This window comes from Maricaulis maris (assembly GCF_036322705.1).
Lineage (GTDB): Bacteria > Pseudomonadota > Alphaproteobacteria > Caulobacterales > Maricaulaceae > Maricaulis > Maricaulis maris_B.
The window spans coordinates 1,236,974-1,257,381 of the sequence record NZ_AP027270.1 but is presented as its reverse complement, the minus strand read 5'-3'; the positions used below and the strand labels follow the sequence as shown (position 1 = coordinate 1,257,381).

Sequence of the window (20,408 nt, the reverse complement as noted above, 5' to 3'; positions counted from 1 at the left end):
GTGGACGATGCCCCCGGCATCGGCTAGTCATGATCAAGACCCGCCTGCGGGGGCCGGGATACCAGAGGGAGTGACGCGCATGGCGTCGCATGTACGCCGCCTAGCGGCAGTATTGCTGAGCACATCAGCACTCGCCTTCACGGCACCGGTTCTCGCTCAGGGGGCTGAAGTCGACGAGGCGCCGATCTATCTGGAAGCCGACCACGTCGAGGATATCGCCGGAGGGACCGGTTATATCGCCCGCGGCAATGTGCGCGTCCGCCAGGACCCGCGCACCCTGCTTGCCGACGAGATCGAGTACCACCCCGACGAGAATCGCGTTGTCGCCCGCGGCCATGTCATCATTCTGGGTCAGGGCCCGTTTCCGCAATACGCCGACGAGGTTGAACTCGACAGCCAGCTCGCTGCCGGCGTTGCCATCGGCTTTGCCAGCCTCCTGGAAAACAATGGCCAAGTGGCCGCTGCCGCCGCAATCCGCAGCGCAGACGGCTCGCTCCAGCTCAATGACGCCTACTATACCGCCTGCGAACTCTGCGAAGACGGCGCGCATGAGCCGACCTGGCGCCTGCGCGCCCGTGAAATCGTGCAGGATGCCGACGAGCAGATGATCTACTACCGTGATGCACGGCTGGAGATCGGCGGTGTCCCGGTTCTCTACTCACCGGTCTTTGCCCATGCAGACCCGTCATCCGAGCGCCATTCCGGTTTCCTTTTCCCCAAGGTCGGCGCGTCCTCACGCCTCGGCTTTGTCTACCAGCAACCCTATTACTGGTCGATTTCGCCGTCTCAGGACATGGTGATTGCGCCGCGCGTGATGACCAACGTCAACCCGTTGATCTATGGCGAGTATCGCAAGCGTTTCTGGTCCGGCTTCATGGAGCTGGAAGGCAGCTATACCGACGAGTTCGAGATCGACAGCGATGGCGAACGCTATGGCGAGCGGGACGCGCGCTGGCATCTGTTCGGCGGTGGCGAATGGGCGATCAATCCGGATTGGCGTTGGGGCTTCGGCGTTCAGCGCACCTCCGACGACCTGCACCTGCGCCGGTACGACTTCTCGGAGGCGGACAAGGATCGTGGCGCCCCGCTCAATTCGCTGAGCCGCCAGCTGGTCAGCCAGATTTACCTCGACGGGCGGACGCGAAACTCGACGGGATCGATCGTGGCGGCCTCCTACCAGTCGCTGCGCACCAATGCCGATGACGACATCATTCCCGTGCTCGCTCCGGTCCTGAATTATCAACGCGTGTTCAATGCACCCGAGGGCTGGGGCCGGCTCAATGTCGAGGCGAGCGCAGCCGTCCTGCGGCGCGAGGTCGGGACCGACTATGACCGCGTGACGGCCCAACTCGACTGGCGAACACGCTGGGTCACTTCACCGGGGATCGTGGTCGAACCCTTCGCGCTGGCACGCGCCGACAGCTACAGCTTCGATGACCTGCCGGTTGTTGATCCACTGACAGACCCGGTATCAGACAGGCTCTCCCGGACACTCGGCCTCGTCGGCACGGAAATCAGCTGGCCCTTTTATCGCGGTGGAGAGACCACGGACTGGATTGTGGAGCCGGTCATCTCGGTGATCTCGGCCAGCGACAATCGCAATGCCGGTCGCATCGTCAACGAGGACAGCCTCGCCATTGATCTCGACGAGAGCCTGCTGTTCCAACCCGTCCGGGCGCCCGGCTATGACATCTGGGAAGAGGGCGAGCGCATCAGCTACGGCCTGCGAACAACGGCGATGTGGGGCGATGACGGTCGCGCGCGCCTGTTCGTCGGTCAGAGCGAACGCCTTGATGGGGTCGCCGTCTTCAATCCGGCCAGTGGTCTGACCGAAGACAGTTCCGATTACGTTGTGGCCGGTGAGATCGACCTGGCCGGTTTCAGTGCCGAAGTCCAGGCGCGGGTCGATCCGGACAGCCTCGATACCAATCGGCTCGACGTCTCTTTCGGATATGCCGGCGAGCGGTTCAGCGGAACCGTGCGTTATCTCGATATCAGTGATGATGCCGGGACCCGCATCGGGGCACAGCGTGAGCTGCGCGGCGATTTCGAAGTGGGTCTGACCCAGCACTGGAGCGCCATCGGGGAGATAACCCGTGATCTCGACCGCGAGATCACGCGTCGCCAGGAACTGGGTCTTCGCTATGGCGACGACTGTTCGCAATTCGATATCGTCTACCAGCGTGAGGATCTCGGAATATCCGAGCTCGGGCCGTCGGAATCGATCCAGTTCCGCATCACCCTGTTCACGCTCGGAAGTTTCGGACCGGATTGATCCAACCCCGCGCGCAACAGTGTCCGGCGATTGCGCCGGGACCGAGTTTGGGTAATGTTCCGCGCCGAACCAACATGCGATTGCTGATGACCTGCGCCAAACGAATTGTTCTTTCCCTGCTTGCCTCCGCCACCCTGTTGTGGGGCGCCTGTGCGCACGCGCAGACGACAGAAGGCGTTGCAGCCTTGGTCAATGACGAGCCGATCACGACGGTCGATGTGCGCAACCGCATGCGCCTGATCATCGCTTCGACCGGCATGTCGCAGATTGATGAAGGAACACTGGCGCGGATCCAGGACCAGGCCCTGCGGGGACTGATCGACGAACACCTGCAGCTCCAGGCCGCGTCCGAGTATGATATCGAAGTCTCCGATGGCGAGATCACAAACTCGCTGCTTGATCTGGCTGATCGCAACGGCACCACGGTCGATGTCATCATCCAGGACCTGCAGAATTCCGGTGTCGATGTTTCGACCCTGCGTCACCAGCTGGAAGCGGAAATCGCCTGGCAGATCATCGTCAATGGCCGCTATGGCTCGCGCATCCGGATCTCCGAGCAGCAGATTGAGCTGGCGCTCGAACGTCTCGCAGCCAGCGCGTCGCAGCCGCAATATCGCATTTTCGAGATGCTGTTCGAGGTCGCCGGGCCGGGCCAGGAAGAGCAAACCATCCAGCGCGTCATCACGGTGATGAACCAGCTGCAGCAAGGCGCGACTTTCCCGGAGCTGGCGCGCCAGTTCTCGGATGCGCCCTCGGCTGCCAATGGTGGTGATATCGGCTGGATTACGGCTAGCCAGCTTCAGCCCGAAGTCGCGGCGATCATGCCCCAGATGCGCGGCCAGTACGAGCAAAGCGGGGGCCGCGGTGCCCTGTCGAACCCGATCGAGGTTCCCGGTGGCTTCATGGTTATCGCCCTTGTCGGCGCTCGTGATGGCACGACGACCCTGCAATATGACCTTGTCCAGATCACGGTCCCGACCAGCGCCGTCACCGACGCGACGCGCGCCAACCTGACGCGCGAACTGGCCGCCGACCCGACCTGTAGCCAGGCGGAAGCCGTGTCCGGTCGCATCGCCGGCGCAATCTATACCCCGCTCGGCAGCATCGCCGCGGACGCTGTTCTTCCGGCCATCCGCGATGCCCTGCAGCCGCTCGATGAGGGTGAGAATACGGGCGTCCTGCAATCGGCGGTCGGCCTGCAGGCGCTGATCGTCTGTGACCGTGCCATCGCCGGCCCCGGCGTTCCGACACGTGACGATCTGGAAGGCCAGCTTCGCGGCCAGCAATTGTCGCTGCTCTCGCGTCGCTGGCTGCGCGACCTGCGCCGCGACTCGACGGTCGAGATCCGAAACTGATGAGCCGTCCATCACCCGTCGTCGTGTCGATGGGTGATCCGGCCGGGATCGGCCCCGAGATCATCCTCAAGGCCTGGCAGAGTTGGCGTACCGCGCCAGATGCCGGTACCTTTGTGGCGCTGGGAGATGTCGCAGCCTTTGCAACCACGGCCAAGCAACAGGATCTACCGCCGCCCCGGCAGTTGGCAACGCTCTCCGACGCCGATGACGTGATGCCCCGGGGTCTGCCCGTCCTGGACGTCGGCGTGTCGCTCGGCTCTGATTGTATCCCCGGTCAAGCTGATGCCGCGCACGCTGCCTGCATCAAGGCCGCCATAGAGACCGGTGTCCGCCTTTGCCTCGACGGGCAGGCCAGCGCTCTGGTGACCGCCCCAATCGCCAAATCGGTGATGTATGCGGCCGGTTTCAGCTTTCCCGGCCATACCGAATTTCTCGCTGAGCTGTGCGCCGGTCATCCGGTCATCGGTCCGCGAGGTCCGGCCATGATGCTCGCCGGTGGCGGACTGCGCGTGGTTCTCGTGACCATCCATGAGCCGCTGGCCCGCGCGCTGACCCTGATTACGCCAGACCGCGTGGACGCCATTGCGCGACTGACAGACGCGGCCTTGCGCCGCGATTTCGGGATCGCCCGGCCGCGACTGGCCCTCGCCGGTCTCAACCCGCATGCGGGCGAAGGCGGGGCGCTGGGTGATGAGGAGCTGACCCTGCTCAACCCCCTCGCCGCACGGCTGCGCGCGGACGGGATCGACATCACCGATGCCCAGCCCCCCGACACGCTCTTCCATGCCGAGGCACGGGCTGGCTATGATGCGGCCATCTGCCTCTATCATGACCAGGGACTGATCCCGGTGAAGACACTCGATTTTCATGGCGGCGTGAACATCACGCTCGGCCTGCCCATCGTCCGCACCTCGCCGGATCATGGCACCGCCTTCAATATTGCCGGACAGGGTATCGCCAGGGCTGACAGCCTGCTCGCCGCGCTCAATCAGGCCACACGGATCGCAGCGTGCCGCCGATGAGCCTCGACGACCTGCCGCCGCTTCGTGATGTCATCACCAGCCATGATCTCGGGGCCAAGAAGGCGTTCGGTCAGCACTTCCTGCTCGACCTCAACCTGACCGCCAAGATCGCCCGCCTGGCCGGTGACATGAGTCGGGACCAGGCGATCGAGGTCGGCCCCGGGCCAGGCGGACTGACCCGGGCCATCCTGGCCGAGGGAGCAGCGTCCCTGCTGGCTGTGGAGATGGACGCCCGATTCCTCGGCGCGCTGGAGGAAATCAATCTGGCCTCGGGTGGCCGGCTGACCGTCGAACGGGGCGACGCGCTTGCTGTCGATGAACGGACCCTGCTGACCGGGCCGGGCGACAAGGTCATCCTGTCCAACCTGCCTTATAATGTCGGCACGCAATTGCTGATCAAATGGTTGCAGGCCGAGCCGATCTGGTGGCGCCGCGCGGTCTTGATGTTCCAGCGCGAGGTAGCGGACCGGGTCGTCGCTGCGCCGGGTGACAAGGCCTATGGCCGCCTCGCCGTGATTTCGCAGTCACGGTGCTCGGCCCGGCTGGCGCTGAAGATTCCGGCCCGCGCCTTCACCCCGCCGCCCAAGGTCGAATCGGCGGTCGTCGTGCTCGACCCCCTGCCCGAGGCGCAGCAGTTCAAGGATGTCGTGGCGCTCGAGCGGATCACCGCCTCGGCTTTCGGACAACGTCGCAAGACGCTGCGCCGCAGTCTGTCGCAGGCCGCCGGGCAAGCCGGCACCAGCGCGGATGCGCTGCTTGAGGCAGCTAGGATCGATCCGGGCGCACGGGCCGAGGTGATTGATATCGAGGGATTTCAGACACTCGCCCGCACTTGGCGTGCGGCCTATGAGGCCAGCCGCAGCTAGGCTATCACGCGATCAGCCCTACTGATCCATGATCGCGTCGACAAACTCTTCCAGCCATGGATGACGCAAGCGCTTGAGTCGCTCGGCGTGGAGTATCTCATTGAGCTTTTCCAGCGCGCGCGCGAAGTCGTCATTGACGATCACATAGTCGTATTCGTGCCAGTGCGAGATCTCGTCCTTGGCGCGGGCCATGCGGCCCTTGATGATCTCCGGCGTATCCTGGCCGCGCTTGCGCAGGCGGTCTTCCAGTAGCGCGATGGATGGCGGAAGGATGAAGACCCGAACGGTATCGTCCGGCGCCGCGGCCGCCAGCGCCTGGGCGCCTTGCCAGTCGATGTCGAAGACCACGTCCCGACCGTCCTCGACGGCCTCCATGACCGGTGTTTTGGGCGTCCCGTAATAGCGACCAAAAACCTCGGCCCACTCGAAGAACTCGTCGTCCTCGATCTTCTTCTTGAATTCGTCGACCGAGATGAAGTGGTAGTCCTGACCATCGACCTCGCCCGGGCGCGGCTTGCGCGTCGTGGCCGAGACCGAGAGCACCACGTCGGGGTTCTGACTCAGAAGGCGTTTGGACAGGGTCGTCTTGCCAGCACCGGAAGGACTGGACAGCGCGAGCAGAACGCCGCGGCGGCGACCACGAAAGATCGCTCCGGAATAGCCGTCACTCGACATTCTGTATTTGCTCCCTGAACTGGTCGACCGTGTTCTTCAGCGAAAGCCCGATGGCGGTCAGCGAAGAATCGGAGGACTTCGAGCATAGTGTGTTCGCCTCGCGATTAAACTCCTGTGACAGGAAATCCAGCTTGCGGCCCACCGGAGAGCCTTGGGCAAGCAGGTCACGCGCCGAGACGATGTGGGCCTGCAGCCGGTCGAGTTCCTCGCGGACATCCATCTTCACCGCCAGCACGGCGGCTTCGGTCGCCAGGCGATCCTCGTCCAACCCCTCGGGCAGCAATTCGGCAAATTTGGCAGACAGGCGATCCTTGATGGCGTCGGTCCGTGTCGCAGAATGGCTGGCCGCCTCACCGATCAGGCGGGTGATGTCCTCGACATGGCCGGTCAGAACGGCGGACAGAGCAGCGCCCTCTTCCCGGCGGGCCGACACCAGGGCATCCAGAGCCTCGCCAAGGCTCGTCAGCAGGGCCGTATCGAGCGCAGTCATGTCGTCACTGATGCCAACCTGCTCGCTGTCGATCATGCCCGGCAGCGCCAGCAGGCCATCGAGGCTCGGTCGCGCGACCTGACCGCTCTCCAGCAAGGGCGCGGCCTGGTCGAGCAGGCTGCGCAATCGCGCCATATCGATCTGAGCACCCGATGCCTCGCTCTCACGGCGCAGATTGAGGGTGGCGTTGACATTGCCGCGTGCGAAGCGCGCCTTGGCGAGGTCCCGCGCCTTGGGCTCGAGACGCTCGAAACCATTCGGCAGGCGGTAGCGCGCCTCCAGACCCTTGCCGTTGACGCTGCGCGCCTCCCAGGTCCAGGTCCAGCCGGGTGATCGCCCATCGACACGCGCGAATCCGGTCATCCCTGACAGGACGCCCATCTCAATTGCCCCCGTTGCGGCGCTGGCGTTCAATCCGGCGCCAGTTGGCAACATTGCGCTGATGCTCGGCATAGGTGTCGGCGAAGGCATGCCCGCCCGTGCCGTCGGCCACGAAGAAGAGCGCCGTGCCCTCCGCCGGATTAAGCACCGCAGCGATTGATTCGGTTCCCGGGTTGGCGATCGGCGTCGGTGGCAGGCGCGGGATCTGGTAGGTGTTCCAGGCGTTCTCGGCATTATCGATTTCAGACCGACGCAGCCCCCGCCCAAGCGCCACACCGCGGCTGATGCCGTAGATGATGGTCGGGTCGCTCTCAAGCCGCATCCCGCGACGCAGGCGGTTGACGAAGACCGACGCCACTTCCGGACGTTCGGCACCAACGCCCGTCTCCTTCTCGACGACAGAGGCCAGGATGATGGCTTCCTCGCGGGTGTCGAAGGGCAGGTTCTCGGCGCGGTCGTCCCACAAACGATCCAGCAACGCCGTCTGGGCAGCCGCCATCCGATCAAGGACCTCCTGACGCGACGTCCCGCGCGTGACCAGGTATGTCTCCGGCAGAAGCGTCCCCTCGGCGGGAATTTCAGTGATCTCGCCGGTCAGCACGTCGGACGCGGCGAGCGTGTCGACGATCATCGCGCTGGTCAGGCCTTCGGCGAAGGTGACGGGGTACTGGACCGTCTGGCCGACCCGCAATTGGTCATAGATCTCGGCCATCGAGGCACCAGCCGGAATCCGGTATTCGCCGGCCCGCAGGACGCCTTCGCCACCGTCCAGCGTCACCGCCGCCCGGAAGATCCGGCGATCGCGGATCAAGCCTTCGGTCTCGAGCTGATTGGCAATCGTGATCAGCCCGGCGCCGCGCGGCAGAAGAATGATGGTCTCCTCAGCCGAAGGGCCCGGCGCCGCGAACTCGGCCTGCATCCACTTGTAGCCACCATACACCGCTCCCGCTGCGGCAAGCGCGAGCACGAACAGCACAACAACGGTCCAAAGAAGGATTTTGACCAGACCGGATTTGGCCTTGGGCGCAGCGGCGTCACTCATGTCTTGATCCCCGAAAACGCGTTACTCGGCCGCGACAAATACCACGGACGCATTGGTGCCGCCGAATCCGAAGGAGTTCGACAGCGCTGCCCTCACCGGCCGCTTTACAGCCGTGTGCGGCGCCAAATCGATCGCCGTCTCGACCGACGGATTGTCAAGGTTGAGCGTTGGCGGACAGACCCCGTCACGGATGGTGAGGATCGAGAAAATTGCCTCGACCGCACCTGCCGCTCCGAGCAGATGGCCAATGGCCGATTTCGTTGAGGACATGACGACCTCGTTGGCGTGATCGCCGAACAGGCGCTCGACGGCCCGCAGCTCGATCTCGTCACCGAGCGGTGTCGAGGTTCCGTGCGCATTGACGTAATCGATATCCGCCGGGGTCAGGCCGGCATCCTTGAGTGCCGCCGACATCGAGCGGAACCCGCCATCGCCGTCCTCGGCCGGGGCGGTGATGTGATAGGCGTCGCCGGACAGGCCGTAGCCTTTGACCTCGGCATAGATCGTCGCACCGCGGGCCTTGGCTTGCTCGTATTCTTCCAGCACCACAACGCCGGCGCCCTCGCCCATGACGAATCCATCGCGGTCGCTGTCATAGGGACGGGAAGCCTTTTCCGGCGCGTCATTGAAAGCCGTGGACAACGCCTTGCAGGCGATGAAGGAGGCGATGCCGAGACGGCAGACCGTCGCTTCCGCACCGCCGGCGACCATCAGGTCGGCATCACCGCGCGAAATCAGTCGGGCCGCATCGCCAATGGCATGGGCGCCGGTCGAACAGGCCGTCACCACCGCGTGGTTGGGGCCTTTCAGACCATGGCGGATCGAGACCTGGCCCGAGGCGAGGTTGATCAGCATGCCGGGAATGACAAAGGGGGAGAGCCGCCTGGGGCCCTTTTCGTGCAACAGGATCGAGGCCTCATAGGTGGTTTCAAGGCCACCAATGCCCGATCCGATCATGACGCCGGCGCGATGCCTGTCCTCTTCGGAGCTGGGCTGCCATCCCGAGTCCGCAATCGCCTCGTCGGCGGCTGCTATCCCGTACAGGATGAAATCATCGATCCGGCGCTGATCACGGACGCTCATCACGGTGTCGGGGTCAAATACCCCGGCCTCGCCCTCGCGTCCTCCGCCACGTCCGTCCTTGCGTGGAACCAGACCGGCCACACGGCAGGACAGGTCCGACGTATCGAAATGCTCGATCAAGCCGAGCCCGGACTGACCGGCGAGAAGACGTTCCCAAACGACTTCCCGCCCGCAGCCCAGCGGCGTGACGAGCCCGATACCGGTGACGACAACGCGGCGCATCAGGGGGTGTTAGCCCACCTTCTCGGAGATGAACTTCACGGCGTCACCGACCGTCTGGATGTGCTCGGCGGCGTCATCCGGAATTTCGATGTCGAATTCTTCTTCGAACGCCATAACGAGTTCGACATTATCCAGGGAGTCGGCGCCCAGATCGTCGATAAAGCTCGCCTTGTCGGTGACCTTTTCGGCCTCGACATCGAGATGTTCAATGACAATTTTGGTAACGCGCTCGAGAACGTCAGACATTTCAGACCCTCATAGTGATTCACCGCGCCAATATAGCGGTGCAGGAGAAGACGGGAAGCGGCGAAACATTAGCCATTCCCAAGATGCGCGGGCAGTTAGCATGTTTCCTCCGGCAAGACCAGAATGGGAAACGCTGCCCACAGGTGGAAGTTTGCTCGTTAAATCATCGCCATGCCGCCATTCACGTGCAGCGTCTGCCCGGTGACATACCCGGCTTCTGCACTGGCGAGATAAACGACGGCGTTGGCGATATCATCGCCACTGCCCAGGTCTCCGGCCGGAATCTTGGCCAGAATGGTGGCGCGCTGGTCCTCGGTGAGGACATCGGTCATCGGCGAGGCGATGAAGCCCGGAGCGACACAGTTCACGGTGACACCGCGTGCTGCGACTTCCTGGGCCAGCGATTTGGAAAAGCCGATCATGCCGGCCTTGGAGGCGCAGTAATTGGTCTGGCCGGGATTGCCCATCACACCGACGACGGACGTGATGCCAACGATCCGGCCCCATCGCGCCTTCATCATGCCCCGCAGGGCGGCGCGCGAGAGGCGGAAATAGCTCTCCAGATTGACCTTCAGAACGGTATCCCAGTCCTCATCCTTCATGCGCATCAGGAGCTGGTCCTTGGTGATGCCGGCATTGGCGATGAGGATATCGAGCGAGCCCATGGCTTCCGCCGCCTGCTTGGGCAAGGCGTCGACCGCCGGGCCGTCGGACAGGTTGCAAGGCAGGACGTGGGCGCGCTCGCCCAGCGCGTCGGCCAGCTCCTGCAGCACATTTTCCCGCGTCCCCGACAGCGCCACCGTGGCGCCCTGGGCGTGCAGCTTGCGGGCAATCGCATTGCCAAGGCCACCGGTCGCACCGGTAACGAGGGCATTCTTGCCTGTGAGATCGAACATCCGAATTCCCTCCGGTTAGATAGTCGCTATGAATTGAAAGAGCATCGGCGCCAGAATGAAACCCGCCAAGGCAGCGAGGAAGCCCCAACCGATCAGTGTGGGGACCTTCGAGGCAAACCGCGCAGCCACGAAAACGAGGATAGAGACCAGGGTCCAGCCCATCGCGATCAGGACAAACAGGGCTGCCACATCCAGCGCATAGGCCAGCCAGAGCAATTCCCGCTCGCGCGTCTTCCGCGCGGCCCGGAAACGGTTCAGTACCGCCTCCTTGGAATAGGTCCGGGGCTCGTCCTCGCTCACGGTTCTAGCCTTCCGCTTTCAGGGAGGCCGCGAACGCTTCCATGTCCGCCGCGGCATTGAGCGCCACGCCGGACGCGTCCTTGGTCGTGCGCTTGAGCATGGTCGTCAGCACCTTGCCTGAACCCGCTTCGGCAAGGGTGGTGATGCCCGCCTCCTCGACCATCCACAGAACGCTCTCGCGCCAGCGAACCCGGCCGGTGACCTGCTCGACGAGCTGTTTGCGGATCGTCTCGACATCGTCGGTCGGGCGCGCGCTGACATTGGCGACGACCGGGACCGACGGGGTGTTGATCGTCGCGGCGCCGAGGGCCTCGGCCATGGCGTCGGCGGCCGCCTGCATCATCGGACAATGGAAGGGCGCGGAGACAGGGAGTTTCATGGCCTTCTTGAGGCCCAGCTCGGCGGCCTTTGCGATGGCGGCGTCGATGGCCGCGGTGGAGCCGGAGATCACGATCTGGCCCGGCGCATTGTCGTTGGCAATCGCACACACGCCGGCGGCGGCTCCGGCGGCGACCGCGGCAGCAGCGAGTTCCTCGTCAGCGCCCAGAAGCGCCGCCATGGTACCCTCACCGACCGGGACCGCCTTCTGCATGGCAAGGCCGCGCAGTTTGAGCAGCTTTGCGGCATCCGAAATCGACAGCGCGCCGGCTGCGGCCAGGGCCGAATACTCACCAAGACTGTGTCCGGCGACGAATTGGGCTGCGTTGACGTCTACGTCAAATTCGCTCCTGAGGACGGCCATGACCGCGAGGCTGGCGGCCATCAGCGCCGGCTGTGCATTCTCTGTCAGGGTAAGCTCTTCGATCGGGCCGTTGGCCATCAGGCCGGACAGGTCCTGGCCGAGCGCGGCGTCGACTTCGTCAAGCACAGCCTTGGCCGCCGCGAACTCTCCGGCCAGTTCCTGCGCCATGCCGACGGCCTGGCTGCCTTGTCCGGGAAAGACAAAAGCGAATTTCATGGTGATCCCTCCCCCATGAAGATTTGAAGTGTTGGCTGACTAGCCCCTGTCCCTACCCGTGCGCAAGAGGGGATGCGGCTTGCACATGCAGGCCGTTTCCGGTAATGCCCGCGCTTCGCTTGGTTGCGGTCTTCCGTTCGTGATGTTGGGACATGGTGTTCCGGCTTGGATTGAAGAGCCGCCGCAGACCTGCCCGACCCTTCGGCATGGTATGCGCCGCAACCGTAATCGAAGGGAGCCTTCATGGCACTTTACGAGCACATCTTCATCGTGCGCCCGGACGTTTCTCCGGCGCAGATGGAATCTCTTCTTGAAGAGACCAAAGCCCTGATCGAAGAAAAGGGCGGCAAGACCGGCAAGATCGAATACTGGGGTCTTCGCAACCTGGCCTACCGCATCAACAAGTCGCGCAAGGGTCATTACGGCCTGATCGACATTGATGCCGAAGCTGACGTGATCAACGAACTCGAGCGTCTGCAGCGTCTGTCCGAAGACGTCATCCGCTACATGACCCTGCGCGTTGAAGCCCACACCGAAGAGCCGTCGGCCATCCTCACCAAAAAGGATGATCGCCGCGGTCGTCGCGAGCGGAACTAGGAGAACGTACGATGTCATCAGGCAATATTTCAAATCTGCCGGCGCGCCGTCCGTTCATGCGTCGCCGCAAGGTCTGCCCGTTCTCCGGTGAAAATGCACCGGCGATCGATTTCAAGGACCCCAAGCTCCTGCTTCGCTACATGTCCGAGCGTGGCAAGATCGTTCCGTCCCGCATCACCGCGGTTTCGGCTAAAAAGCAGCGTGAACTGGCTCGTGCGATCAAACGCGCCCGCCAGCTGGCCCTGCTCCCCTATGTGGTCGATTAAGGAGAACTGACAATGAAACTGGTTCTCTTGGAACGCGTAGAAAACCTCGGCGTCATCGGTGACGTCGTGTCCGTGCGCCCCGGCTTTGCCCGCAACTTCCTTCTGCCGCAAGGCAAGGCCCTGCGTGCAACCGAAGCCAACATGGCGCGCTTTGAAGTGGAGCGTGAGCTCCTCGAGAAGCGCAATGCCGAACGCGCAGCGGAAGCGGCTGAAGCTGGCAAGACGATCGATGGCGAAAGCTTCGTCATGATCCGTCAGGCCGGTGAAAGCGGTCAGCTCTATGGTTCGGTCACCTCGCGTGACATTGCCGAGATCGTGTCTGAAGGCGGCACCAAGGTTGTCCGCTCGCAGATCGCCCTCAACGCGCCGATCAAGACGCTCGGCCTGCACGAGCTGAAGATCAAGCTGCACGCCGACGTTTCCGTGACCGTGACGATCAACATCGCACGTTCGCAGGACGAAGCCGAACGCCAGGCCGCCGGCGAAGACGTGATCGCAGCCCAGGCTGACGAAGATCGCGCCATCGCGGACGCCCAGGCTGCCGAACTCTTCGAAGCCAGCGAGGAAGGCCAGGAACTGGCTGCCCAGCGCGAAGCTGCCGAAGACGCCGGTGCCGGCGAAGAGGAAAGCGAAGAGACCGACGCGTAAGCACGGGTAACTTCTCAGCTTTTAACGGATACGGGCCGGTCGCGAGACCGGCCCGTTTTCATTTGTGCTCCCGCCTCTCCGTTTTCCACACTTGTCCACAGCCCGCCCAAAGAGCTGTGGGCAATCACGGCCCGGGCCGTCTCAGGGGGGTGTATCCCCGGCGTGCCTTCTGTATCCCAAAGGCATGACCACTGCTCTCCTGCCTTACGAAGATGACCGCCAGACCGAGACGCTCGATTCGGCACCGCACAATCTTGATGCCGAACAGGCCTTCCTGGGCGCGCTTCTCTATGACAACGAGATGTTCCACCGGGTCGCCGACTGGCTCAAGGCCGAGCACTTCTATGATCCGGTCCATGGCCGCATCTTTGAAAGCGCGACCGATCTGATCGGCCGCGGTTCGCTGGCCGATGCCGTTGTCCTGAAGACGGTTTTCGACCGCGATGACGGCCTGAAGGATATCGGCGGCACCACCTATCTCGCCGTCCTCATGGAAGGCGCCGCGACCGGGAATGCAGCGGTTGAATACGCCCGCATCATCTATGAACTGGCGCTGCGCCGGGAGCTGATCCGGATCGGCAATGATCTCGCCAATGCCGCCAGCGCCGATGTCGAGGTTCAGGCGCGCGAGCTGATCCAGGAAATCGAGCAGCAGCTCTACAACCTGGCAGAAGAAGGCTCGGCCTCTCGCGGCTTTGTCTCCTTCAAGCAGGCGCTCGCAGAATCCGTCGAGACCGCGGCGGCCGCCTATGAACGCGATGGCGGCCTGTCGGGTATTTCCTCGGGCCTCAAGTCACTCGACGAAAAGCTGGGCGGCATGCACCCGTCTGACCTGATCATCCTCGCCGGACGCCCGTCGATGGGCAAAACCGCGCTCGCCACCAATATCGCCTTCGATGTGGCGCGAAACTACCAGTTCGAGATTCAGCCTGACGGGACCAAGAAGACGATCAATGGCGGCGTTGTCGGTTTCTACTCGCTCGAAATGTCAGCCGAACAGCTCGCCACCCGCCTGATCGCCGATTACACCGGCATTCCCGGCTACATGATCCGCCAGGGCACGATCGACGCGACCCAGTACGAGGAGATCCGCGACGCCTGCCTCGAGATCCAGGGCCTGCCGCTCTATATCGACGACACGGGTGGCCTGCCTATCTCCGCCCTCGCCGCCCGCGCCCGCCGTCTCAAGCGCACGCATGGCCTTGATCTGATCGTGGTCGACTATCTGCAGCTGGTGACCTCTTCGAAAAACCGCTCGGGGGGAAGCCGCGTGGAAGAGGTCTCCGAGGTCACCCAGAACCTCAAGGCCCTGGCCAAGGAATTGTCGGTACCGGTGATCGCCCTGTCCCAGCTCTCGCGCCAGGTGGAAAACCGCGAGGACAAGAAGCCGCAGCTCTCCGACCTTCGGGAATCGGGCTCGATCGAGCAGGATGCCGACGTCGTCCTCTTCGTCTATCGTGAAGCCTATTACAAGGAACGCGAGAAACCGCGCGAGGACACACCGGAATACCTCGCCTGGGAGGAAGAGTTCCGTCGCATCGAGAAGCTCGCCGAAGTGATCATCGGCAAGCAGCGTCACGGTGCGATCGGGACGGCAAAGATGGCGTTCGACGGCGCTCGGACGAAATTTACGGATCTGGAAACGCGTTTTGACGACACCCCGTCCTGACCAGCCCGACCGCGGCACTGCTGCCCGACCGGCTCCGCGACTGATCATCGATCTCGGGGCCATCCGACGCAATTACGCCACGCTGCAATCCCTGGCCCCGACGGCGCATGTCGGAGCGGTTGTCAAAGCCAATGGCTATGGCCTTGCCGCGGCCGAGGTCGTGCCGACCCTCGCCGATGCCGGCTGCCGCTGTTTCTATGTGGCCCATACATCGGAAGCCCGCGAGGTCCGCGAAGCGCTCGGCGAGCGACCGGCGGACATCTTCGTCTTCAACGGTTTCTGGCCGTCCGAGCTGGATGAGCTGCGCACGCTGTCACTGTTTCCGGTGATCAATGACCTCGGTCAGCTCGAGGCGTTGCGGCAACAGGCACCCGATCTGCCCTTCGCGCTACATTTCGACACCGGGATGAGCCGCCTCGGGCTCGATGCCGACGAGACCGACGCGCTGATCGCCGATCCGACACGTCTGGACGGCCTCCATTTGCGCCAGATCATGAGCCATCTGGCCTGCGCTGACGCCCCGGACCATCCGCTCAACGCGCGTCAGCAGCAGCGTTTTGACCGTATCCGCCGGGCCTTCCCCGCCATCCCGGCCAGCCTCTCCAACTCGGCCGGAACAGTGTTGGGGCCGGATTATCACTATGACGTGCTGCGGCCCGGCCTCGCGCTTTTTGGCGGCATGCCACCGGTCGGTCAGCCCTCACCGTTTGAGCCGGTTGTCTCGATCGAGGCGCCGATCCTGCAGATCCGCACCCTGCGCGCCGGCGACACGGTCGGCTATGGCGCCAGCCTGACCGTTGACGGCCCGCGCCGGGTCGCAACCGTTGCTGCCGGCTATGCTGACGGCCTGCTGCGGGCTTTTGGCAATGGCGGCTTTGGCCGGATTGGCGAGGCCCGGGTTCCGATCCTGGGCCGGGTGTCGATGGATCTGATCTGCGTGGACATTGATGCCGTGCGCGCCCCCCTCAAGCCGGGAGACCCGGTCAGCTTCCTCGGGGCTGATATCGAGGACATGGCCCAGAGCGCCGCGACCATACCCTACGAGTTTCTGGTCCGCCTTGGCATCCGCTTCGACCGCGATTACCGCCCCTGAGAAAAACGTCTGCGCAGCCTTTTGCACTGGCCGGTGACTTGTTCTGTCACCCCTGACGGGTTGAATGTGTCCGAGCAAGGGAATCAAAGCCAATGGCACGCGTCGAAAACACTTATGTCTGCCAATCCTGCGGCGGGGTTCAGTCCAAATGGGCCGGGCGCTGTGATGCCTGCGGCCAGTGGAACACGCTGGTCGAGGAAACGCCGTCGGCACCGCTTGGCACGCAGGCAACCGCCGCCAAACGGCGCGGGCGTTCGGCGCGGCTGAACCTGGTCGATCTCGGTTCCGAGAGCCCCGAACCGGCACGTCTGCAATCGGGTATCAGTGAGCTGGACCGGGTGTGCGGCGGCGGGCTGGTCCCCGGTTCGGCCATCCTTGTGGGCGGTGATCCCGGTATCGGCAAATCCACGCTCCTCCTACAGATGATGGCGCAGATCGCCCGTAGCGACGCCCGCGCCATCTACGTCTCGGGCGAGGAAGCCATCGATCAGGTCCGGCGCCGGGCCCGACGCCTTGGCCTCGCCGATGCGCCCGTTTCGCTGGCCTCGGAAACCGCGCTCAACGACATCCTTGACGGTCTGAAAGCAGAAAAGCCGGACATTGTCGTCATCGATTCAATCCAGACTGTCTGGTCGGATCAACTTGCGGCGGCGCCCGGTACGGTGGCCCAGGTCCGGGCCTGCGCCCAGGAGCTGGTCCGCTTCGCCAAGAAGAGCAATTGCACCGTTATTCTCGTCGGCCATGTCACCAAGGATGGTCAGATCGCCGGGCCGCGCGTGGTCGAACACATGGTCGATGCCGTGCTCTATTTCGAGGGCGAACGCTCGCACCAGTTCCGCATCCTGCGCGCGGTCAAGAACCGCTTCGGGCCGACCGACGAGATCGGTGTGTTCGAGATGGGCGACAAGGGGCTGGCGGAAGTCATGAACCCCTCGTCGCTCTTCCTCGATGGTCGCGGCGGCGATACGCCCGGCGCGGCCGTCTTCGCCGGCATGGAGGGAACGCGTCCGGTCCTGTCGGAAATCCAGGCCCTGGTGGCGCCGGCGGCCTTCGGCACACCCCGTCGGGCCGTAGTCGGTTGGGACAGCGGCCGGCTGGCCATGGTTCTTGCCGTCCTGGAAGCACGGTGCTGCGTGGAACTGGCGGGCCGCGACATCTTTCTCAACGTGGCCGGCGGTCTGAAGATCACTGAGCCGGCGGCCGATCTTGCCGTCGCCGCCGCGATCGTCTCGTCGGCACTGGATGTCGCCCTGCCCGCAGATGGCGTCGTTTACGGAGAAATCAGTCTTTCCGGCGATGTTCGTCCGGTCGGACGCAGTGATTCGCGCCTCAAGGAAGCCGCCAAACTCGGTTTCTCGCGGGCCATCGCCCCCCAGGCTGCAGCTGACGAGACCGCTCCGATCCGGGTCGATGGCGTGGCCACGGCGCTCGAATTGGTGCAGACTCTCCGGGCAATGGCGGGCGAATAGGGAGTGTCGCGCCGATGGACTCATCACTGACCGCCTTTGACGGCATCGGTCTGACCATCCTTCTGGCATCAGGGCTTCTGGCGCTGGTTCGTGGCTTCGTGCGTGAAGCGCTTTCGGTGACAGCCTTCGTGGCGGCCTCTCTGGCCACGCTTTGGGCCTTGCCGGCCTTCATCGGACCGGCGCGCGACATGATCGACCCGGACTGGCTGGCCCCGCTGGCGATCGGCGCTGTCGTCTTCATCATCATCTACCTGGCGGTCACCTTCGTCACGAGCTCACTGTCGCGCGGCCTGGCCAAGGGTGAGGATGTCAATGTGGTGGACCGGACGCTGGGATTCGCCTTTGGCCTGATCCGTGGTCTGGTGCTGCTGGGTCTCGGCGTCATCTTCATGGCCGCGACATTCGGGGAAAACGGGCGACCGCCCGCAAGCATCAGCGAGGCCCGCATCTACCCGCTGGTCAACGCCACCGCCCGAGCCCTGCAGACGCTGGCGCCCGAGAGTTCCCGAATCGGATCGAGCGCGCCCCTGCCCGGTAGCGCGCGCGACCCGATTGCAGAAACAATAAGAAATAATGACACGTCCTATGGCAGACGGGACCGAAACCGCCTAGATGACCTCATCGGTTCGACCACGGATGACCAGGAAGACGATGGATGAGCGACCACAGCGCCATTCCCGCGACACTGACCTACGATCCAGAGAGTGATCGCCCCCAGGAAGAATGCGGCGTCTTCGCCGTATATGGCGCCGACGATGCTGCCATCCTGACGGCGCTCGGCCTCCACGCGCTCCAGCATCGAGGCCAGGAAGCCTGCGGTATCGCGACCCATGACGGGTCGCGTTTTCATATTGAGCGTTATCTCGGTCTGGTCGGTGAGAATTTCACCTCACCAGACATGCCGCAGCGCCTGCCCGGACGGGTCGCCATCGGCCATGCCCGCTACTCCACGCAAGGCGCCTCGGTCCTGCGCAATGTCCAGCCGCTCTTCGCCGACGTGCGTGGCGGCGGCATTGCCCTGGCGCACAATGGCAATCTGACCAATGCCCGCGTCCTGCGCGAGGAATTGGTCAATCACGGCCAGATTTTCCAGTCGACCTCCGACAGTGAAGTGGTGCTCCACCTTGCTGCCCTGTCGAAGAAGAACAAGCTGACCAGCCGCGTGCTGTCGGCGCTCAAGCAGGTTCAGGGCGCCTTCGCTTTCGTCGCCTGCGTCAATGACCGGCTGATCGTGGCGCGAGACCCGTTCGGGATCCGCCCGCTGGTGATGGGCCGCCTTGGCGATGCCTATATCTTTGCCTCCGAGACCTGTGCGCTGGACATGGTCGGTGCGCGTTTCGTGCGCGAGATCGAGCCGGGTGAAGCCGTTGTCGTCAACGAGGATGGCTTGCGCTCAGAGCGCTTTGCACCGGCCCGCAAGGCCCAGATCTGCGCCTTCGAATACATCTATTTCGCCCGCCCCGACTCGGTCATCGAAGGCCGCAGCGTCTACGAGGCCCGCAAGGAAATGGGTCGCCAACTGGCGCTCGAGACCCCGGCCGATGTCGACGTCATCATCCCGGTGCCCGATAGCGGCGTTCCGGCGGCGATCGGCTTTTCCGAAGCATCAGGCATTCCCTTCGAGCTGGGCATTATCCGCTCGCACTTCGTCGGGCGGACCTTCATCCAGCCGACCCAGGACCGGCGCGACCTGTCCGTGCGCCGCAAGCACGCTGCCAATGCTGCTGTCGTGCGGGGCAAGCGCGTCCTGTTGATTGACGATTCGATTGTCCGCGGCACGACGTCGCTGAAGATCGTGCGCATGATGCGGGAAGCCGGAGCGGCCGAGGTCCATTTCCGCTCTGCCTGCCCGCCGATCAAGCACCCCGACTTCTACGGCATCGACATGGCCGGCCGCGCCGAACTCATCGCCGCCAACATGTCGGTCGACGAGATGGCCGCCAAGCTGGAAGCCGACAGCCTCGGCTTCCTGACCGTCAACGGCCTCTACCAGGCCGTGATCGGGGCACCGCGCAATGACGAGGCGCCGCAATTGGCGGATCACTATTTCACGGGCGAATACCCGACCCTTCTGGCCGATCATGATCGTGATCTCTCGGCCAAGGAATTCCAGCTCTCCTTCCTGGTGGACGCATGACCCAGACAGATCTCAAAGGCCGCCTCGCTCTGGTGAGTGGGGCGTCGCGCGGTATTGGCCGCGCCATGGCACTCGAACTGGCCAGGGCCGGGGCCCATGTCATCGCCACGGCGCGCACCACAGGCGGCCTCGAAGAACTCGATGACGAGATCACCAAGGCCGGTGGAAGCTGCACCCTCGTGCCGCTGGACCTGATGAGCCAGGACGGGATCGAGAAGCTCGGTGGAATCATCACAGAACGCTGGGAAAAGCTCGACATCCTGGTTGCCAATGCCGGCGCGCTGGGCGTGTTGACTCCCGCCGCGCAGGTGAAGTCGAAAACCTGGCACGAAGTGATCGGGGTCAATCTGATGGCTCCGGCCCGCATGATCCGCGCCTTCGAGCCCCTCCTGCTGGCCTCTGACGCCGGTCGGGCCGTCTTCATCTCCTCCGGTGCCGCCAGCTCACGGCGCGCCTTCTGGGGGCCCTATGCGGCGTCCAAGGCCGGGCTCGACGCCCTGGTCCAAAGCTGGGCGCATGAGCACGTCAACAATCAGAAGCTCCGGATCAACATCGTCTATCCCGGCGCCCTGCGCACCCAGATGCGCGCCAAGGCCTTTCCGGGCGAGGATCCGAACGCGCTGTCGCAGCCGTCAGCCCTGTGGCCGACGCTGGCCGAACTGGTCAGCGCCGACTGCACGCGCCATGGCGATATCGTGAAATTCGAAGGCTAGCCTGA

At 63.9% G+C, this 20,408-nt stretch carries 21 protein-coding genes; 13 read left to right on the top strand and 8 right to left on the bottom strand.

Translation table 11 applies throughout. The features are described 5' to 3' along the window. Positions 1–79 precede the first annotated feature (79 nt). From AAA969_RS05815 to rsmA, 4 genes are all read left to right on the top strand, one after another. A complete protein-coding gene (locus AAA969_RS05815) occupies positions 80–2,275 on the top strand; it encodes an LPS-assembly protein LptD (RefSeq protein ID WP_338244561.1) in 2,196 nt (731 codons plus the stop codon). A gap of 86 nt (positions 2,276–2,361) precedes the next feature. After that, entirely contained in the window at positions 2,362–3,630 is a 1,269-nt protein-coding gene (locus AAA969_RS05810) for a peptidylprolyl isomerase (protein WP_338244559.1), read from the top strand. Next, positions 3,627–4,652 (top strand): 4-hydroxythreonine-4-phosphate dehydrogenase PdxA, encoded by a 1,026-nt coding sequence (pdxA, locus tag AAA969_RS05805; RefSeq protein WP_425325035.1) that lies wholly within the window; start codon positions 3,627–3,629, stop codon positions 4,650–4,652. The genes AAA969_RS05810 and pdxA overlap by 4 nt, the downstream gene beginning before the upstream one ends. Then, complete coding sequence (rsmA, locus tag AAA969_RS05800) at positions 4,649–5,518, top strand: 16S rRNA (adenine(1518)-N(6)/adenine(1519)-N(6))-dimethyltransferase RsmA (RefSeq protein WP_338247220.1); 870 nt, start codon at positions 4,649–4,651, stop codon at positions 5,516–5,518. Before pdxA ends, rsmA begins: the two co-directional genes overlap by 4 nt. 18 nt (positions 5,519–5,536) lie before the next feature. Here rsmA and gmk read toward each other — a convergent pair whose 3' ends face one another. From gmk to fabD, 8 genes are all read right to left on the bottom strand, one after another. Further along, entirely contained in the window at positions 5,537–6,193 is a 657-nt protein-coding gene (gene gmk / locus AAA969_RS05795) for a guanylate kinase (RefSeq protein WP_338244555.1), read from the bottom strand. After that, entirely contained in the window at positions 6,183–7,046 is an 864-nt protein-coding gene (locus AAA969_RS05790; protein ID WP_338244553.1) for a YicC/YloC family endoribonuclease, read from the bottom strand. The genes gmk and AAA969_RS05790 overlap by 11 nt, the downstream gene beginning before the upstream one ends. Before the next feature lie 19 nt (positions 7,047–7,065). Further along, positions 7,066–8,106: an endolytic transglycosylase MltG gene (gene mltG / locus AAA969_RS05785; RefSeq protein WP_338244551.1), complete on the bottom strand. Its 1,041-nt coding sequence runs from the start codon at positions 8,104–8,106 to the stop codon at positions 7,066–7,068. A gap of 21 nt (positions 8,107–8,127) precedes the next feature. Further along, entirely contained in the window at positions 8,128–9,411 is a 1,284-nt protein-coding gene (fabF, locus tag AAA969_RS05780; RefSeq protein WP_338244549.1) for a beta-ketoacyl-ACP synthase II, read from the bottom strand. A gap of 9 nt (positions 9,412–9,420) precedes the next feature. Next, positions 9,421–9,657: an acyl carrier protein gene (locus tag AAA969_RS05775; RefSeq protein WP_121212052.1), complete on the bottom strand. Its 237-nt coding sequence runs from the start codon at positions 9,655–9,657 to the stop codon at positions 9,421–9,423. 158 nt (positions 9,658–9,815) lie between these two features. After that, complete coding sequence (gene fabG, locus AAA969_RS05770) at positions 9,816–10,553, bottom strand: 3-oxoacyl-[acyl-carrier-protein] reductase (RefSeq protein ID WP_338244544.1); 738 nt, start codon at positions 10,551–10,553, stop codon at positions 9,816–9,818. Positions 10,554–10,568: 15 nt separating this feature from the next. Continuing rightward, the gene (locus AAA969_RS05765; protein ID WP_338244542.1) at positions 10,569–10,853 is read right to left on the bottom strand and encodes a hypothetical protein; all 285 of its coding nucleotides are present in this window, start codon (positions 10,851–10,853) and stop codon (positions 10,569–10,571) included. A gap of 4 nt (positions 10,854–10,857) precedes the next feature. Beyond that, entirely contained in the window at positions 10,858–11,811 is a 954-nt protein-coding gene (gene fabD, locus AAA969_RS05760; protein ID WP_338244540.1) for an ACP S-malonyltransferase, read from the bottom strand. A gap of 243 nt (positions 11,812–12,054) precedes the next feature. On the opposite strand from fabD, the gene rpsF reads away from it, so the two are divergent. The 9 genes from rpsF to AAA969_RS05715 all read left to right on the top strand — a co-directional run bounded on the left by rpsF (position 12,055) and on the right by AAA969_RS05715 (position 20,403). Continuing rightward, a complete protein-coding gene (gene rpsF, locus AAA969_RS05755) occupies positions 12,055–12,408 on the top strand; it encodes a 30S ribosomal protein S6 (protein ID WP_338244538.1) in 354 nt (117 codons plus the stop codon). 11 nt (positions 12,409–12,419) lie between these two features. Continuing rightward, entirely contained in the window at positions 12,420–12,674 is a 255-nt protein-coding gene (gene rpsR, locus AAA969_RS05750; protein WP_011643151.1) for a 30S ribosomal protein S18, read from the top strand. A 12-nt stretch (positions 12,675–12,686) separates the two neighbouring features. Then, complete coding sequence (gene rplI, locus AAA969_RS05745; protein WP_338244535.1) at positions 12,687–13,322, top strand: 50S ribosomal protein L9; 636 nt, start codon at positions 12,687–12,689, stop codon at positions 13,320–13,322. Positions 13,323–13,506: 184 nt separating this feature from the next. After that, positions 13,507–14,991 (top strand): replicative DNA helicase, encoded by a 1,485-nt coding sequence (locus AAA969_RS05740; RefSeq protein ID WP_338244532.1) that lies wholly within the window; start codon positions 13,507–13,509, stop codon positions 14,989–14,991. Beyond that, positions 14,972–16,084 (top strand): alanine racemase, encoded by a 1,113-nt coding sequence (gene alr / locus AAA969_RS05735; RefSeq protein ID WP_338244530.1) that lies wholly within the window; start codon positions 14,972–14,974, stop codon positions 16,082–16,084. Before AAA969_RS05740 ends, alr begins: the two co-directional genes overlap by 20 nt. Positions 16,085–16,176: 92 nt before the next feature. Continuing rightward, positions 16,177–17,553, top strand: a complete 1,377-nt coding sequence (radA, locus tag AAA969_RS05730; protein WP_338244528.1) for a DNA repair protein RadA — start codon at positions 16,177–16,179, stop codon at positions 17,551–17,553. Positions 17,554–17,567: 14 nt separating this feature from the next. Next, a complete protein-coding gene (locus AAA969_RS05725; protein ID WP_338244526.1) occupies positions 17,568–18,212 on the top strand; it encodes a CvpA family protein in 645 nt (214 codons plus the stop codon). Next, positions 18,209–19,690 carry an amidophosphoribosyltransferase gene (gene purF / locus AAA969_RS05720; RefSeq protein WP_338244524.1) on the top strand — a complete coding sequence of 494 codons (1,482 nt, stop codon included), beginning with the start codon at positions 18,209–18,211 and terminating at the stop codon, positions 19,688–19,690. Before AAA969_RS05725 ends, purF begins: the two co-directional genes overlap by 4 nt. Next, positions 19,687–20,403, top strand: a complete 717-nt coding sequence (locus AAA969_RS05715; protein WP_338244522.1) for an SDR family NAD(P)-dependent oxidoreductase — start codon at positions 19,687–19,689, stop codon at positions 20,401–20,403. The genes purF and AAA969_RS05715 overlap by 4 nt, the downstream gene beginning before the upstream one ends. The last annotated feature ends 5 nt before the right edge of the window (positions 20,404–20,408 follow it).

Bases quoted from the DNA above. Each gene is read 5' to 3' on its own strand.
- AAA969_RS05815 (WP_338244561.1), top strand. From the start codon at position 80: ATGGCGTCGCATGTACGCCGCCTAGCGGCAGTATTGCTGAGCACATCA.
- rplI (WP_338244535.1), top strand. From the start codon at position 12,687: ATGAAACTGGTTCTCTTGGAACGCGTAGAAAACCTCGGCGTCATCGGT.
- rsmA (WP_338247220.1), top strand. From the start codon at position 4,649: ATGAGCCTCGACGACCTGCCGCCGCTTCGTGATGTCATCACCAGCCAT.
- AAA969_RS05790 (WP_338244553.1), bottom strand. From the start codon at position 7,046: ATGACCGGATTCGCGCGTGTCGATGGGCGATCACCCGGCTGGACCTGG.
- radA (WP_338244528.1), top strand. From the start codon at position 16,177: ATGGCACGCGTCGAAAACACTTATGTCTGCCAATCCTGCGGCGGGGTT.
- AAA969_RS05810 (WP_338244559.1), top strand. From the start codon at position 2,362: ATGACCTGCGCCAAACGAATTGTTCTTTCCCTGCTTGCCTCCGCCACC.
- fabF (WP_338244549.1), bottom strand. From the start codon at position 9,411: ATGCGCCGCGTTGTCGTCACCGGTATCGGGCTCGTCACGCCGCTGGGC.
- mltG (WP_338244551.1), bottom strand. From the start codon at position 8,106: ATGAGTGACGCCGCTGCGCCCAAGGCCAAATCCGGTCTGGTCAAAATC.
- rpsF (WP_338244538.1), top strand. From the start codon at position 12,055: ATGGCACTTTACGAGCACATCTTCATCGTGCGCCCGGACGTTTCTCCG.
- purF (WP_338244524.1), top strand. From the start codon at position 18,209: ATGAGCGACCACAGCGCCATTCCCGCGACACTGACCTACGATCCAGAG.
- gmk (WP_338244555.1), bottom strand. From the start codon at position 6,193: ATGTCGAGTGACGGCTATTCCGGAGCGATCTTTCGTGGTCGCCGCCGC.
- AAA969_RS05740 (WP_338244532.1), top strand. From the start codon at position 13,507: ATGACCACTGCTCTCCTGCCTTACGAAGATGACCGCCAGACCGAGACG.
- rpsR (WP_011643151.1), top strand. From the start codon at position 12,420: ATGTCATCAGGCAATATTTCAAATCTGCCGGCGCGCCGTCCGTTCATG.
- fabG (WP_338244544.1), bottom strand. From the start codon at position 10,553: ATGTTCGATCTCACAGGCAAGAATGCCCTCGTTACCGGTGCGACCGGT.
- AAA969_RS05715 (WP_338244522.1), top strand. From the start codon at position 19,687: ATGACCCAGACAGATCTCAAAGGCCGCCTCGCTCTGGTGAGTGGGGCG.
- fabD (WP_338244540.1), bottom strand. From the start codon at position 11,811: ATGAAATTCGCTTTTGTCTTTCCCGGACAAGGCAGCCAGGCCGTCGGC.
- AAA969_RS05775 (WP_121212052.1), bottom strand. From the start codon at position 9,657: ATGTCTGACGTTCTCGAGCGCGTTACCAAAATTGTCATTGAACATCTC.
- AAA969_RS05725 (WP_338244526.1), top strand. From the start codon at position 17,568: ATGGACTCATCACTGACCGCCTTTGACGGCATCGGTCTGACCATCCTT.